Source organism: Salmonella sp. SAL04202, from assembly GCF_046550775.1.
Lineage (GTDB): Bacteria > Pseudomonadota > Gammaproteobacteria > Enterobacterales > Enterobacteriaceae > Salmonella > Salmonella enterica.
In genome coordinates, this window is the sequence record NZ_JBGDXK010000004.1 from 37096 (window position 1) to 52205 (window position 15110).

General features: G+C 52.3%; 14 protein-coding genes. 6 read left to right on the forward strand and 8 right to left on the reverse strand.

Annotated elements, in window-relative coordinates; genetic code table 11:
• The first annotated feature begins 164 nt into the window (after window positions 1–164).
• From glpA to sseL, 4 genes are all read left to right on the forward strand, one after another.
• Window positions 165–1793 (forward strand): anaerobic glycerol-3-phosphate dehydrogenase subunit A, encoded by a 1629-nt coding sequence (glpA, locus tag ACLJQJ_RS16430; protein ID WP_000857205.1) that lies wholly within the window; start codon window positions 165–167, stop codon window positions 1791–1793.
• A complete protein-coding gene (glpB, locus tag ACLJQJ_RS16435) occupies window positions 1783–3042 on the forward strand; it encodes a glycerol-3-phosphate dehydrogenase subunit GlpB (RefSeq protein WP_063808727.1) in 1260 nt (419 codons plus the stop codon). Before glpA ends, glpB begins: the two co-directional genes overlap by 11 nt.
• Complete coding sequence (gene glpC, locus ACLJQJ_RS16440; RefSeq protein ID WP_001285724.1) at window positions 3039–4229, forward strand: anaerobic glycerol-3-phosphate dehydrogenase subunit GlpC; 1191 nt, start codon at window positions 3039–3041, stop codon at window positions 4227–4229. Before glpB ends, glpC begins: the two co-directional genes overlap by 4 nt.
• A 372-nt stretch (window positions 4230–4601) precedes the next feature.
• The gene (gene sseL / locus ACLJQJ_RS16445) at window positions 4602–5624 is read left to right on the forward strand and encodes an SPI-2 type III secretion system effector deubiquitinase SseL (protein WP_063808728.1); all 1023 of its coding nucleotides are present in this window, start codon (window positions 4602–4604) and stop codon (window positions 5622–5624) included.
• A gap of 233 nt (window positions 5625–5857) precedes the next feature.
• Here the strand turns inward: sseL and ACLJQJ_RS16450 are convergent, their stop codons facing one another.
• From ACLJQJ_RS16450 to ACLJQJ_RS16480, 7 genes are all read right to left on the reverse strand, one after another.
• Window positions 5858–6034 (reverse strand): hypothetical protein, encoded by a 177-nt coding sequence (locus ACLJQJ_RS16450; RefSeq protein WP_001112766.1) that lies wholly within the window; start codon window positions 6032–6034, stop codon window positions 5858–5860.
• Between the two features lie 5 nt (window positions 6035–6039).
• Window positions 6040–6843, reverse strand: a complete 804-nt coding sequence (gene yfaU / locus ACLJQJ_RS16455) for a 2-keto-3-deoxy-L-rhamnonate aldolase (RefSeq protein ID WP_063808729.1) — start codon at window positions 6841–6843, stop codon at window positions 6040–6042.
• A 25-nt stretch (window positions 6844–6868) separates the two neighbouring features.
• Entirely contained in the window at window positions 6869–8158 is a 1290-nt protein-coding gene (locus ACLJQJ_RS16460; RefSeq protein WP_000028931.1) for an MFS transporter, read from the reverse strand.
• Window positions 8159–8213: 55 nt separating this feature from the next.
• Entirely contained in the window at window positions 8214–9419 is a 1206-nt protein-coding gene (gene rhmD, locus ACLJQJ_RS16465; protein ID WP_001530644.1) for an L-rhamnonate dehydratase, read from the reverse strand.
• Between the two features lie 13 nt (window positions 9420–9432).
• Window positions 9433–10215: an IclR family transcriptional regulator gene (locus tag ACLJQJ_RS16470; protein ID WP_063808730.1), complete on the reverse strand. Its 783-nt coding sequence runs from the start codon at window positions 10213–10215 to the stop codon at window positions 9433–9435.
• A gap of 249 nt (window positions 10216–10464) precedes the next feature.
• Window positions 10465–11661 carry a nicotinamide mononucleotide deamidase-related protein YfaY gene (locus ACLJQJ_RS16475; protein ID WP_000935689.1) on the reverse strand — a complete coding sequence of 399 codons (1197 nt, stop codon included), beginning with the start codon at window positions 11659–11661 and terminating at the stop codon, window positions 10465–10467.
• 114 nt (window positions 11662–11775) lie between these two features.
• Window positions 11776–12318, reverse strand: coding sequence for a YfaZ family protein (locus ACLJQJ_RS16480; RefSeq protein ID WP_001670658.1), 543 nt, complete (start codon window positions 12316–12318; stop codon window positions 11776–11778).
• 278 nt (window positions 12319–12596) lie between these two features.
• Here ACLJQJ_RS16480 and nudI point away from each other — a divergent pair, with 278 nt between their 5' ends.
• Complete coding sequence (gene nudI, locus ACLJQJ_RS16485; protein ID WP_001249902.1) at window positions 12597–13022, forward strand: nucleoside triphosphatase NudI; 426 nt, start codon at window positions 12597–12599, stop codon at window positions 13020–13022.
• Between the two features lie 44 nt (window positions 13023–13066).
• On the opposite strand, the gene pmrG is transcribed toward nudI, so the two are convergent.
• Window positions 13067–13672 carry a lipopolysaccharide core heptose(II)-phosphate phosphatase PmrG gene (pmrG, locus tag ACLJQJ_RS16490; protein WP_000879248.1) on the reverse strand — a complete coding sequence of 202 codons (606 nt, stop codon included), beginning with the start codon at window positions 13670–13672 and terminating at the stop codon, window positions 13067–13069.
• A 298-nt stretch (window positions 13673–13970) separates the two neighbouring features.
• Here pmrG and arnB point away from each other — a divergent pair, with 298 nt between their 5' ends.
• Window positions 13971–15110 carry a UDP-4-amino-4-deoxy-L-arabinose aminotransferase gene (arnB, locus tag ACLJQJ_RS16495; RefSeq protein WP_063808731.1) on the forward strand — a complete coding sequence of 380 codons (1140 nt, stop codon included), beginning with the start codon at window positions 13971–13973 and terminating at the stop codon, window positions 15108–15110.

Sequence of the window (15110 nt, forward strand, 5' to 3'; positions counted from 1 at the left end):
TTAATGTGAATTACAGCACATATTGTTACAGATTTATGACTAATGTTCAGAAAGGCGCACGAAATCACGTTTCATTTTCGAATAGTGAGCGATTATGCGCGAAATCAAACATTCCATATGATTTGTATGGCTAAATGATAAAAAACGAACTGTGAGGAAAAACAATGAAAACTCGCGACTCGCAAGCAAGTGACGTGATTATCATTGGCGGTGGAGCAACAGGCGCAGGGATCGCCCGCGACTGCGCGCTGCGCGGTTTACGTGTCATTCTGGTGGAGCGGCATGATATAGCGACCGGCGCGACCGGGCGTAACCACGGGCTGCTGCACAGCGGCGCTCGTTATGCGGTTACCGACGCGGAATCCGCGCGCGAGTGCATTAGTGAAAACCAGATTTTAAAACGGATCGCCCGCCATTGCGTCGAACCGACGGATGGTCTGTTTATTACGTTGCCGGAAGATGATCTTGCGTTTCAGGCCACCTTTATTCGCGCCTGTGAAGCGGCAGGCATTCGCGCTGAAGCCATCGATCCGCAGCAGGCTCGCATCATCGAACCTTCCGTTAACCCTGCGCTCATCGGTGCGGTAAAAGTGCCGGATGGCACCGTGGACCCTTTCCGCCTTACCGCCGCCAATATGCTGGATGCCAGAGAACATGGCGCAATCGTGTTAACGGCGCATGAAGTGACCGGGCTCATTCGTGAAGGCGCAACGGTCTGCGGCGTCCATGTGCGCAACCATCTCACTGGCGAAACTCAGACGCTTCACGCGCCGGTGGTGGTCAATGCGGCAGGTATCTGGGGGCAACGGATCGCCGAATATGCCGACCTGAGTATTCGCATGTTCCCGGCGAAAGGCTCGCTGTTGATCATGGACCATCGGATCAACCAGCATGTCATTAACCGCTGCCGGAAACCATCGGATGCCGACATTCTGGTACCTGGCGATACGATTTCACTGATCGGCACCACCTCTACCCATATTGATTACAATGAGATAGACAGCAACCGCGTCACCGCAGATGAAGTCGACATCCTGCTGCGTGAAGGGGAAAAACTGGCCCCTGTCATGGCGAAGACGCGTATTCTGCGCGCGTATTCCGGCGTCCGCCCGCTGGTGGCCAGCGATGACGATCCCAGCGGGCGTAACGTCAGCCGCGGTATTGTGTTGTTCGACCACGCCGAACGCGACGGGCTTGATGGCTTCATTACCATTACCGGCGGGAAGCTAATGACGTACCGCCTGATGGCGGAATGGGCGACCGACGCCGTGTGCCGCAAGTTGGGCAATACTCGCCCCTGCATCACGGCGGATACGCCGTTGCCTGGCTCAAAAGAGTCTACGGAACATACGCTGAAACGCATTATCTCGCTTCCCGCGCCGCTACGCGGATCGGCGGTTTATCGGCATGGCGATCGCACGCCGGGGTGGCTGAGCGAAGGCCGCCAACACCGTAGCCTGGTCTGTGAATGCGAGGCCGTCACGGCGGGGGAAGTGCAGTATGCCGTCGAAAACTTAACCGTGAACAGCCTGCTGGATCTGCGCCGTCGTACCCGCGTAGGGATGGGCACTTGCCAGGGCGAGCTATGCGCCTGCCGCGCGGCCGGGCTATTGCAGCGTTTTAATGTGACGACCGCGGCGCAATCTATTACGCAACTCTCTGAATTTCTGAATGAGCGCTGGAAAGGCGTACAACCTGTCGCCTGGGGAGACGCGCTGCGCGAAAGCGAATTCACGCGCTGGGTTTATCAGGGATTATGCGGTCTGGAGAAGGAGCACCAGGATGAAATTTGATACGGTTATTATGGGCGGCGGTCTCGCCGGTTTGCTATGCGGACTGCAACTCCAGCAGCATGGATTACGCTGCGCCATCGTCACCCGCGGACAAAGCGCGCTGCATTTTTCCTCCGGCTCGCTGGATCTGCTCAGCACCCTGCCCGACGGCCAACCGGTGACCAACATTACCGCCGGGCTTGATGCGCTGTGCCGCCAGGCGCCTGAACATCCTTATTCGCGTTTAGGCGCGCAAAAAGTCCTTACGCTGGCGCAACAGGCGCAAACGCTACTTAACGCCAGCGGCGCGCAGTTATACGGCGACGTACAGCAGGCGCACCAGCGTGTCACGCCGCTTGGCACATTGCGTTCAACCTGGCTTAGCTCGCCGGAAGTACCGGTCTGGCCGTTATCCGCACAGCGAATTTGCGTCGTCGGCGTTAGCGGATTACTGGATTTCCAGGCGCACCTTGCGGCAGCGTCGCTGCGCCAACGCGACCTCAACGTGGAAACCGCAGAAATCGACCTTCCGGAACTGGACGTACTGCGTGATAACCCGACGGAATTTCGCGCGGTCAATATTGCGCGTCTACTTGATAACGAAGAAAAATGGCCACTGCTGTACGACGCGCTGTCGCCAATAGCGACAAACTGCGACATGATCATCATGCCCGCCTGTTTCGGGCTGGCGAACGATACGCTGTGGCGCTGGCTTAACGAACGTCTGCCCTGCGCGCTTACGCTGCTGCCGACGCTGCCGCCATCGGTGCTCGGTATTCGTCTGCACAATCAGCTCCAGCGCCAGTTTGTCCGTCAGGGCGGCATCTGGATGCCGGGCGATGAAGTGAAGAAAGTCACCTGCCGTCGCGGTACCGTGAGCGAAATATGGACCCGCAACCATGCCGATATCCCACTGCGCCCGCGTTTTGCCGTACTTGCCAGCGGTAGCTTCTTTAGTAGCGGTCTGGTTGCCGAGCGCGAAGGGATCCGCGAACCTATTTTAGGGCTCGACGTACAGCAAACGGCCACCCGCGCCGAATGGTATCAACAACATTTCTTCGACCCACAGCCCTGGCAGCAGTTTGGCGTCGTGACGGATGACGCTTTCCGCCCCTCCCTTGCGGGCAACACGGTAGAAAATCTGTATGCAATAGGTTCTGTGCTGGCGGGATTCGATCCTATAGCTGAGGGATGCGGCGGCGGCGTCTGCGCAGTCAGCGCCCTCCAGGCCGCGCACCATATCGCTGAGCGTGCAGGAGAACAGCAATGAGCGACACACGTTTTGAAAGTTGTATTAAATGTACGGTGTGCACCACCGCGTGCCCGGTCAGCCGCGTTAATCCTGGCTACCCTGGCCCTAAACAGGCCGGACCGGATGGCGAACGCCTGCGTCTGAAAGACGGCGCGCTGTATGATGAGGCGCTGAAATATTGCATTAACTGCAAACGGTGTGAGGTCGCCTGTCCGTCGGACGTGAAGATTGGCGATATCATCCAGCGCGCCCGCGCGAAATACGATACGACGCGCCCGTCATTGCGTAACTTTATTCTCAGCCATACCGATCTGATGGGCAGCGTTTCAACGCCGTTCGCGCCGGTGGTCAATACCGCCACCGCATTAAAGCCAGTGCGCCAGTTGCTTGATTACGCGCTTAAAATCGATCATCGCCGCACCTTACCAAAATACTCTTTCGGCACCTTCCGCCGCTGGTATCGTAGCGTGGCGGCGCAGCAGGCTAAATACAAAGATCAGGTCGCCTTTTTCCATGGCTGTTTTGTGAATTACAACCATCCGCAGCTCGGAAAAGATCTGATTAAGGTGCTGAACGCAATGGGTACCGGCGTACAGTTACTGAGTAAAGAGAAGTGTTGCGGCGTACCGCTGATCGCTAACGGTTTTACGGATAAAGCTCGCAAACAGGCTATCAGCAATGTGGAGTCGCTACGCGAGGCGATTGCCGTCAAAGGTATTCCGGTCATCGCCACGTCATCCACCTGTACGTTTGCGTTGCGCGATGAATATCCTGAAGTGCTGGATGTGGACAACGCCGGGCTGCGCGAACATATCGAGCTGGCCACCCGCTGGCTATGGCGCAAACTGGATGCCGGGAAAACGCTGCCGCTTAATCCTTTGCCGCTGAAAGTGGTCTACCATACGCCGTGTCATATGGAAAAAATGGGCTGGACGCTTTACACGCTTGAATTATTGCGGCAAATTCCGGGGCTTGAATTGACGGTACTTGATTCACAGTGCTGCGGCATTGCCGGCACGTATGGATTTAAAAAGGAAAACTATCCGACATCACAGTCCATCGGCGCGCCGCTGTTCCGCCAGATTGAAGAGAGCGGCGCCGACATTGTCGTCACCGATTGTGAAACCTGTAAGTGGCAAATTGAGATGTCTACAAGCAAACGCTGCGAACACCCCATTACGCTACTGGCGAAAGCGCTCGGCTAAGTAAAAAGCGCCGGAGCCCCTCCGGCGCCATTACCCTACTCACCAGGGCCGATTTTCCATCAGACATATACCCTTCATACTTCAAGTTGCTTATGTGTTGGCTACGGATTATTTTGGGTATAAACGCGGATGTCTCTTTGCAATAACCTGCCCTATTTGGTCAACCATGACCGCTAACCCACGGGGTCATGACAGATAACGACGTTGCTGTTTATAGAGCAATATCCCCAATAATAATTGAGTGTTATGTGAATAATAATAAAATCAGGTCTATGCCTGATTTAATATATCCCCCACTAACAATAATATTTTTACAAATAATTATACATTACATCATATTCGCTACTTTCACCTACCAGGAAACAAAGCAAAATGAATATATGTGTAAATTCACTTTACCGATTGAGCATACCGCAATTTTACAGCTTATATGCAGAAGAGGTGAGCGATGAGACGCTTGCGTTGTTGTTTAGCGCAGTAGAGAACGGTGATCAGAATTGTATTGATCTGTTATGCAATCTTGCGTTACGCAACGATGAGCTGGGACATAGAGTTGAGAAATTTCTTTTTGATCTCTTTAGCGGAAAAAGATCGGGATCACCAGACATAGACAAAAAAATCAATCAGGCTTGCCTTGTATTACATCAAATCGCCAATAACGATATAACAAAAGATAATACTGAGTGGAAAAAGCTACATGCCCCTTCCAGATTACTTTATATGGCCGGTTCCGCGACAACCGACCTTTCTAAAAAAATAGGAATAGCACATAAAATTATGGGCGACCAGTTCGCTCAGACAGATCAAGAACAGGTAGGAGTTGAAAATCTTTGGTGTAGTGCGCGAATGTTGTCGTCAGATGAGCTGGCAACCGCAACGCTAGGTCTGGTTCAAGAATCACCTCTTCTCTCGGTAAACTATCCCATTGGGCTTATTCATCCTACCACCAAAGAAAATATATTAAGCACTCAGCTACTTGAAAAGATTGCTCAATCAGGATTATGTAAAAATGAAATCTTTCTGATAAATACAGGAGATCACTGGCTTCTCTGTTTATTTTATAAACTTGCAGAAAAAATAAAATGTCTCATATTTAACAGTTATCATGATTTAAATGAAAATACTAAGCAAGAGATTATAGAAGCAGCAAAAATTGCAGGCATATCAGAAAACGAAAATATTGATTTTATTGAAACTAATTTACAAAATGATGTACCCAACGGCTGTGGTCTATTTTGTTACCATGCAATTCAACTCTTATCGAATGCCGGACAAAACGATCCTGTTACCACACTACGAGAATTTGCGGAAAATTTCTTAACGCTTCCAGTAGAGGAACAAACACTATTTAACACCCAAACCCGGCGACAAATATATGAATACAGTCTCCAGTAATGGTGAGTACTTAGAGCCTATCCCATTAGGCTATTTTATTCACCATTTTGGGACCGGGCAGTGCTCAAAATCCTCACGTACTACGTGTACGCTCCGGTTTCTGCGCGCTGGCCGGCCCCAAACTGGCTTCAACAATTACGCCTGGTGGGATAGGCTCTTATCCTGAAATGATGCTCTGCGAAGAATTTATAAGTATATAAGGGTGGGAAGGCCAGGCCTTCCCACTAAAAGTTCTATGCCGTCAATGATTCAACCACGTCTATCCAGCCATGCTCGCTGGTAATGTCCTCGCCATTAAGCCAGCGGCGCAGCATATTTAGCGCCATCATCGCGCAGACCTCCTGACGTATTGCCAGACTATACCGATTGGCGCTAAAACGCACGCGTAAGGCATACGTGCCATCCGGCATTTTTCTCAATAACTACGTTTTGTCGTGCTTACTGACTGAACAGATTTAAACATCGCCAACCTGCTGTCCAGCGCCTCGGTGTAGAGCATCGTATCTACCCCGACCGCGACAAAATTCGCGCCCCACGCCAGACATTTCTGCGCCATTGCCGGATCGACCGCCAGAAAACCCGCCGCTTTTCCGGCGGCGCGAATACGATAAATACACGCTTCAATGATCCGCTGCACTTCCGGGTGTCCGGCATTATCGGGGTAACCCAATGAAGCAGAGAGATCTGCCGGACCGATAAAGACGCCATCAATGCCTTCAACCTCCAGAATCGCGTCAAGGTTTTCCAGCGCCACTTTGCTTTCAACCTGCACCAACAGGCAGAGCGACTCATTGGCCTGTGCCATATAGTTGTCGATTCTCCCCCAGCGCGCCGCACGCGCCACGCTCGCGCCAACGCCTCGTTGCCCCAACGGCGGGTATCGGGTAGCGGAAACGACCTGGCGCGCCTGTTCTGCGGTGTCAACCATCGGGATCAGTAGCGTTTGCGCCCCGATGTCCAGTACCTGTTTAATGAGCGCTTTACTTCCCTCGATCGGGCGAATCACCGGCTGGCTGGCGTATGGGGCGATGGCCTGTAACTGATGATACAAGTCCTGCACCGTATTAGGCGCGTGCTCGCCATCTATTAACAACCAGTCATAACCCGACGTCGCCGCAATCTCCGCCATATAAGAGGTGGTTGAACTGAGCCACAAACCAATTTGCGTATCCCCTTTACGTAATCCTTCTTTAAAAGGATTTGATAACAATGCGTTCATAGCGATCCTTACAACGTAGATAAGATTAATGATGCGCAGCGCCGGATTGCGCCACCGGACGATTAACGCTCAGCGTGAAGATAATTAATGAGCCAATGATGGCGACTCCGGCCAGCGTCAGCAGGCCCGCCGCATCGCTGGCAAACAACGTTTCCGCTTTTACGCGCAGAATTGGGGCAATAAAACCGCCCACAGCGCCAAACAGATTAACGAAACCAATTCCTGCCGCCAGAGCCGTACCGGAAAGTAGCTGCGTCGGCATGGTCCAGAATACGGGCTGAACGGCAATAAATCCTACTGCTGCAACACAGAGCGCCAGAATAGCGAGCACCGGAGAAACCAGACCTGACAGGCCAATGCCAATGCCCGCAGCCAGTAGCGTCACTGCCGCAACGTTACGGCGATCGCCGGTACGGTCGGAGTAGCGAGGAATAAGCCATGTGCCAAGCAAAGCCGCCACCCAGGGAACCGCTGTTACCACCGAAGCGGTAAAGCCCACTTTAGTGCCCAATAGCGCGGCAACCTGGGTCGGCAGGAAAAAGATGAGTCCGTATACCGCCACCTGAATCGTCAGATAAATAATAGCCAGTTGCCAGACGCGTCCATTACGCAGCGCATCCGCAAGCCTTGACGTGACCTTTTTCTCTTCTTCGCTCGCCAGTTGCCTGATAAGCGCGTTCTTTTCTTCCAGGCTAAGAAAACGCGCCTGCTGCGGAGTGTCATCAAGCCAGAAAAAGGTGAATATCCCTGCGCCAATCGCCAGTAGGCCTTCGATAACGAACATCCAGAACCATCCCGGGTGCCCCATAAAACCATGCATCTCCAGCAGAGCGCCGGAGAGCGGCGAACCCAACGTTAACGCCAGCGGCGCCCCCATATAAAATAGCCCCATAATGCTGGCACGGTTACGCTGCGGGAACCATTGTGAAGTTAGATAGATCATGCCGGGGAAAAATCCAGCCTCCGCCGCGCCCAATAGCGTGCGGATTATCAGAAATTTTGCTTCACTATCCGCCCAGGCCATCGCAGCAGAGAGAAAGCCCCACAGCAGGGTAGTCGTGCCGATCCAGGTTCTTGCGCCAAATTTGCGCATCAGCAGGTTAGCCGGTACGCCAAGGAAAGCGTAAACCACAAAGAAAATACCGGCCCCTAGCGCGTAGGCTTCATTACTTAGCCCGGTATCTATCTGATAGGTCTCTTTGGCAAAACCAATATTTGAACGATCCAGAAACGCCAGTACATACAGTGCCAACATAAAAGGAATTAAACGTGCGCGGTTTTTCTTCACTACGCCGTCAAGTAAAGTGATGCTCATAGCAATATCCTCAACAGGATGAGGGCGTTGCCGTACAAAGGCAACGCACGAGTTATTAGTGGCTATAAGGGCGTTTCAAGTGACAGTCACGGTTAAGCTCGACGCCGAAGCCCGGCTTATCCAGCACTGATTTATGGATGCGTCCATTCACCGGCACCGGCTCATCCAGGAGAATCGGGTCAAATTGCGGACGCAGGGTGGAGCAGTCCGGGCTGGTCATCAGGAACTCGCTGAAAGGGGTATTAGTGAAAGTAATAACTGCATGGTGCGAATAGACAGACGAACCGTGCGGCACCACCAGTTGCCCGCGCGATTTGGCAAGCGCGGCGATCTCAACCAGCGTGGTTAATCCGCCGCACCAGCCAACATCCGGCTGCATAATATCAATGCCGGTTTCTGCCAGAGTGCGGAAGGATTGCAGCGTACCATGGTGTTCGCCGCTGGTAACCATCATCCCTGCAGGCGCGTTGCGTTTTAATTCGCGATAGCCTTCATACTGCTGCGGCGGCAGACACTCTTCAATCCATTTGAGATTAAATGGCGCACAGGCGTGAGCCAGTTTAGTCGCATAGTTCACATCCTGACTCATCCAGCAGTCGAGCATCAGCCAGAAATCCGGCCCGCACTTTTCACGCATATCCGCCACCATCGCGGCATCTTTACGGATCCCCGCATCACCATCGTGCGGCCCCCAGTGAGTCGGCATTTTACCGCCGATAAAGCCCATTTCTTTAGCCAGATCCGGGCGTGCGCCGGTGGCGTAAAACTGAATTTCATCGCGCACCGCTCCGCCCAGCAATTTATAAACCGGCAGCCCAACCACCTTGCCAAACAGATCCCACAGAGCCAGATCCACACAGGAAATCGTGTTCATCACCAGACCGCCGGAACCGGAGTAGTACATGGTCGCGCCGAGCATCTGATCGTGAATAAGTTTGATATCGCTTACGCATTTGCCTTCAATAAACCGGTTAAGATGTTTTTCTACGATAAAACAGCCCATCTCCCCTGCTGTCGAAACGGCGAACCCCGTCTGCCCATTTTCCGCCTCTACTTCGACGATCAGCGTCCCTAACACGTTGATCCCAAAAGACTGACGAGACTGCTCATAGTCGCGATATTTGCTCATGGGAGTGGCGATATGGTCATCAATCCAGTGATTTCCTCCCTGGTCGTGATAATCCCCGCCGCCAGCCCCTTTCTCTGCGGTAGCGCCCCCAATAAACCAGGCTCGAACGTGTTTAATTTTAGGAAGAGTCATAATATTCTCCATTTTAAGATGCGAGTGAGTCGAAGGGACTTTTCCATCCCAACAGGCGTGAAATATCTTTGGCACAGGCAATAGCTTTACCGGCCAAATAATCAAGATTCTCTTCGTTGATTTGCAGGCGTGTGCCGACCACTGAAATTGCCGCGGTCAGTTCGTTTCTGGCATTAAATACCGGTGCGGCAACGCAGCGGACATCCGAATAATCCTCCCCGTTATCAAAGCTCCATCCACGCTGGCGAATGCGTTCCAGCTCATCATTCAATTGTTGCGGCTCGGTGATGGTGGTCAGCGTGGCTCGCTCCCATACCATTTTTTCAATAATGGCTTTGCGTACGGCGGCCGGCTGCCATGCCAGCAGGCATTTGCCGATGCCGGAACGATAAAGAGAGAGGCTTTTCCCCTCATGCGAGCGCACGCTGATAGTGGATGAGGATTCCACTTTCAGTATGTAATACGCATTTTCGTGGTCGATGATCCCCAAGTGACACAGCAGCCCGGTTTCATCCATCAGTTGTGTTAGACGAGGACGCGCCAGCTCCCGCAGATCCATCTTGCTGAGCGCATGACCCGACAATTCAACGAGCTTAGTCCACAGGCAGTAGTTCTCCTGATGATCGAGGCTAATAAATCGCTGACGTTTTAATTCATTCAACAGCAGGTACGCGGTGCTTTTTGGAATACGCAACGTTTCAATAATGATTGCCGCGCTGCATGGGCCAATACGCGCGATCAAATTGAGGATGTCGATTGCGCGAGTAAGAGCCGGAACTTTACTTGATTCCAACATATTGGACTCCAGTCTGAGACACTGGAATCAGTGTGAAAGGTCAGCAGGGAAAAAATTGTGAAGCGCGTCAAAGCTTATCCGCCTTCCAACGGAGTGGAAGGGTTAACCATATAAATGTGAATTAACGCACGTATTACTTTGTATTCAGTACAATTGGCTGGACAAAAAAGCAGATAATATTGCCGGATAATGGCATAGCGGCCTTATCCGGCTCACGATGTCGTTCCCATCGCAGATAAGAGAAAGGGATTATGATGTCAATGATTCAACCACGTCTATCCAGCCATGCTCGCTGATAATGTCCTCGCCATTAAGCCAGCGGCGCAGCATATTTAGCGCCATCATCGCGCAGACCTCCTGACGTATTGCCAGACTATACCGATTGGCGCTAAAACGCACGCGTAAGGCATACGTGCCATCCGGCGTCGCCAGCGCGAAATTAAGATGTTCGTTTTCCAGCCCCGACACGGCCAGCGCCAGACCGGCATAATGATTGCTGCGCCGTTCTGTCGTCCAGTGCGCCGTTTGCGCCAGCGTCTCTTCCTGAGAAGGAACGACTTCGCTGGCAAGAACAGGCGCCCCGGCGCGGGAAAGCTGTAGCGCCAGTAAACCGCTGGTGTATTGCTCGCTCAACGTCAGACTCAACTGCCTTTCCTGCAGGCGGCGGGCTATTTGCGCCGGCAGATTCTCCGTACCTTCGAAAATCAGACTCTGCCCGGCAACCCGTTTGACCTCTGGCCATAACGCCAGCATCGCCTCCCGTTGCGTCGCCGGGCCGGTCAACTTCAGTTCAATGATCGGCATTGATGAGCGATACCCCATCGTCACGCCGGGCGGCAACGGCAGTGAATCGAGACGCTGCGCGAGGTCGCTTTCTGAACGTCCAAAAGTCGTTAACCGCAGGCAAAGCGGCGGCTCCGGCAGCGAAAAACGCGCGCGTAACCGCGGTAAGATTTCCTTCTCCACCATAACTTTAAATTCCGACGGTACGCCGGGGGTGAAAAACATCAGGCAGCGGTTGAGCTGTAGCGCAAATCCACAGGCAGTGCCGACCGGATTATTAATAAACTCCGCGCTGGCAGGCAGTTCCGCCTGTTTACGGTTGCTCGGCGCCATCACGCGACCGCGCTGCTGAAAGTAACGTTCCATTTCGGTCAGCCACGCCTGGTGCAGTACTAATCCTTCGCCTTTTGCCGTTGCCGCGGCGAGCGCGCTTAAATCATCGCTGGTCGGCCCTAACCCGCCATTAACAATCAAAACATCAGCATGTTGACTGCGTTCACGCAAGATAGCGACCAGACTGTCCAGGTTATCGCCTACCGTATTTCGCCGTGATAACGGAACGCCCTGATGAAAGAAAAAATCAGCCAGCCAGGCGGCATTGGTGTCAACGATTTGTCCGTGCAACACCTCATCCCCGGTGGATAGCATTTCCACATTTAGCATTGTGTTCTCCTGCTCTTATGATGAAAACACTATAACGCAAAGACGAATATGACGTGGAAAGAAGAATGACGGGAAAAGGAGGAATATGGCGCGACGATTGCCGCGCCGTTAGCATCAAAAGCTGGCGTTTACGCCAACATAAGGGCCGTCAGCAATCGCATTATCGCGGTTGCCGTCTTTACCCGCCAGGTTCAGGTAACGATAACCGGCTTCAATGCTCAGCGGGCGCATAATGGTGAAACGCGCGCCTGCATTCGCTTCTTCATAGCTGTCGATACCGCTGGACAGCGAATCTGGTGAATAATAATACTCGCCGAACAGACGGAAGCTGTTGCCGATTTTCCATTGTAGCCCACCGCCGACAGCCGCCGCATAGCCTTCATCGCTGTCTTTCGGATTGGTATAAATACCTTTACCGCCGACCGTCGCCAGCAGCGGTCCCACCGGAATGTTCAGCCCCAGACCCACGCCCGCAGCGTCGCCATCATCATCGTTGTGCATCCAGTTGCCACTTAGCGCCAGCCCCGTCGATTCCGTACCAAAACCCACGCCAATGTTGGTGTAATCTTCGCCCGCCTGGCCGCTAATACTGATGGCCTGCGCCGATGCAGAAACGAACAGCATTCCGGCAAAACCTAATAATATGCTTTTTTTCATTTTTACCCTTTCCAGCAAGCACATAAAGAAAAACTCCCCAAAACGGCAGAATTGTACTGCCAGACGTTGAGGAATCAATGCACTAAAAAACCATTCCAAAAACATATTGTAACGAAATACTACTTTCGCCATGCCGCATCATTGCGCCATCACATGGCGACGCCTGCATCAACAGGATTAACAAAAAACGCAGTCTGCGTTATCGCTTCCATTTTTCACAAAGAATTTCGCAGAATGATTTGTTAAGCTGACGACCTGGTGGTTTAAGGAAGCGACTTATGCGTCAACGAACTATAGTTTGCCCATTAATTCAAAATGATGGCTGTTATCTGCTGTGCAAAATGGCCGACAACCGCGGCGTCTTTCCCGGTCAGTGGGCGCTGTCGGGCGGCGGGGTCGAGCCAGGCGAACGCATTGAAGAGGCGCTGCGTCGGGAGATTCGGGAGGAACTCGGCGAACAACTGATTCTGAGCGATATTACGCCGTGGACCTTCCGCGACGATATCCGCGTTAAAACCTACGCTGATGGCAGACAAGAAGAGATTTATATGATTTATCTCATCTTCGACTGTGTTTCCGCTAACCGCGATATATGTATTAACGACGAATTTCAGGACTACGCCTGGGTCAAGCCAGAAGAACTGGCGCTGTATGATTTGAATGTAGCGACACGCCACACATTAGCATTGAAAGGGTTATTATAATGACGACAGCCGCTTCAGGCTGTCTTTACGCTTTTAACATGCGGCTAGCCGGGAACAAATTCACCATCTAAAAAGAGTTTTCCGTTTTCCGCATGCATAACGAGCGCATTAAGATAGTCCGGATCAAACTTTACGCCGCGCTTATTTTTTGCAATATACGTCAAACAATGATTATGGGTAAAAATGACTATATTTTTATTCTGCGACTTTTTCAGTAACGTATTGATTGAAGCATAAATACCGCTGCCGCAATCCATCATTTTTTTATCCACCGTAAGCGACCTGCCCGCAGAAAACCAGGTTGCCGACTGGATGGTGCGCACCGTATTACTGGAATAGAGATTGTAATTTTGTATATCGGCACTGAAGGCTTTACCCAGCGCTCTGGCATCTTGCGCACCCTTGACCGTAATCCCCGTGCTGTCTGACAGGCAGGTATTATCGGAACGATCGCACCGCTCGGCATGGCGGAATAACACGACTACCGGATGCTGCTTCGCCAGCGCCGCCAGCGCTTTACCGTTAATCTGCGGTAGACCGTTACCACTCCAGGCATGTTGTGAGGTCAACCCGGCGATAATAACCAACGCCCCCGCCAGAATCGCGAAATAGCGTTTGTTTTTAATAAAGCGTAGGGTAAATGCCAGCACATTAACCTCTCAGGCAGACAGTGCAGCTAACTTAATAGCAATACAATTAAAATGAAATTCCGCGACGGAAGACCAGTCCAGAAACATAAAAACAGCTTTTGGGCATGCATAAAATGCCTTAAACTTTCGGCGAAAGCAAAGCATAATTCCGTTAAAAATTATCTTTTTACTTCACCTTAATTTCTTAATGTTAATTTAATCTTCATCCAGTAGGGTTCAGCTAAATGCGTTAAAAAATAAGCCCTTTTCTATTGCCGAAATATTTGAAAAGCGGCTTTCAATGGCTGAAGGAAAAATGATGTCGGACTTTTTGCCTTTCTCCCGTCCGGCGATGGGCGCGGAAGAGCTCGCTGCCGTTAAGACCGTACTGGACTCAGGTTGGATAACAACCGGCCCGAAAAATCAGGAACTGGAAGCGGCATTTTGTCGGCTAACAGGCAATCAATATGCCGTTGCCGTCAGTTCAGCCACTGCCGGTATGCACATCGCGTTGATGGCGCTGGGCATTGGTGAAGGCGACGAGGTCATTACACCGTCAATGACGTGGGTTTCTACGCTAAATATGATCGTTTTACTCGGCGCGAACCCCGTCATGGTCGATGTCGATCGCGATACGCTGATGGTCACGCCTGAACATATCGAAGCCGCGATTACGCCACAAACCAAAGCAATTATTCCCGTCCACTACGCTGGCGCGCCCGCCGATCTGGACGCTATTTACGCTCTTGGCGAGCGTTATGGCATTCCAGTGATTGAAGACGCGGCGCACGCGACAGGAACCAGCTACAAAGGTCGCCACATTGGCGCCCGGGGCACCGCGATTTTCTCCTTCCACGCCATTAAGAACATTACCTGCGCTGAAGGCGGTATCGTCGTCACGGATAACCCGCAATTCGCCGATAAACTGCGCAGTCTCAAGTTTCACGGGCTTGGCGTTGATGCCTGGGATCGACAGAGCGGGGGACGCGCGCCACAAGCGGAAGTCCTGGCGCCGGGCTACAAATATAATTTGCCCGACCTCAACGCCGCTATCGCGCTTGCTCAGTTACAGAAACTGGATGCGCTTAACGCTCGCCGCGCCGCCATCGCAGCGCAGTACCACCAGGCAATGGCAGACCTGCCTTTTCAGCCTCTGAGCCTTCCGTCGTGGGAACATATTCACGCCTGGCATTTATTCATTATCCGGGTCGATGAAGCCCGCTGCGGTCTTACCCGGGATGCTCTGATGGCATCGCTGAAAACGAAAGGCATCGGCACAGGGCTGCATTTCCGCGCCGCGCATACGCAAAAATATTATCGCGAACGTTTCCCAACGCTCACGCTGCCTGACACCGAGTGGAACAGCGAGCGGATCTGCTCACTGCCGCTCTTCCCGGACATGACCGAGAGTGACTTTGATCGAGTCATTACCGCCCTTCATCAGATAGCAGGACAATAA

Bases quoted from the DNA above. Each gene is read 5' to 3' on its own strand.
- glpA (WP_000857205.1), top strand. From the start codon at position 165: ATGAAAACTCGCGACTCGCAAGCAAGTGACGTGATTATCATTGGCGGT.
- glpB (WP_063808727.1), top strand. From the start codon at position 1,783: ATGAAATTTGATACGGTTATTATGGGCGGCGGTCTCGCCGGTTTGCTA.
- glpC (WP_001285724.1), top strand. From the start codon at position 3,039: ATGAGCGACACACGTTTTGAAAGTTGTATTAAATGTACGGTGTGCACC.
- sseL (WP_063808728.1), top strand. From the start codon at position 4,602: ATGAATATATGTGTAAATTCACTTTACCGATTGAGCATACCGCAATTT.
- ACLJQJ_RS16450 (WP_001112766.1), bottom strand. From the start codon at position 6,034: ATGCCGGATGGCACGTATGCCTTACGCGTGCGTTTTAGCGCCAATCGG.
- yfaU (WP_063808729.1), bottom strand. From the start codon at position 6,843: ATGAACGCATTGTTATCAAATCCTTTTAAAGAAGGATTACGTAAAGGG.
- ACLJQJ_RS16460 (WP_000028931.1), bottom strand. From the start codon at position 8,158: ATGAGCATCACTTTACTTGACGGCGTAGTGAAGAAAAACCGCGCACGT.
- rhmD (WP_001530644.1), bottom strand. From the start codon at position 9,419: ATGACTCTTCCTAAAATTAAACACGTTCGAGCCTGGTTTATTGGGGGC.
- ACLJQJ_RS16470 (WP_063808730.1), bottom strand. From the start codon at position 10,215: ATGTTGGAATCAAGTAAAGTTCCGGCTCTTACTCGCGCAATCGACATC.
- ACLJQJ_RS16475 (WP_000935689.1), bottom strand. From the start codon at position 11,661: ATGCTAAATGTGGAAATGCTATCCACCGGGGATGAGGTGTTGCACGGA.
- ACLJQJ_RS16480 (WP_001670658.1), bottom strand. From the start codon at position 12,318: ATGAAAAAAAGCATATTATTAGGTTTTGCCGGAATGCTGTTCGTTTCT.
- nudI (WP_001249902.1), top strand. From the start codon at position 12,597: ATGCGTCAACGAACTATAGTTTGCCCATTAATTCAAAATGATGGCTGT.
- arnB (WP_063808731.1), top strand. From the start codon at position 13,971: ATGTCGGACTTTTTGCCTTTCTCCCGTCCGGCGATGGGCGCGGAAGAG.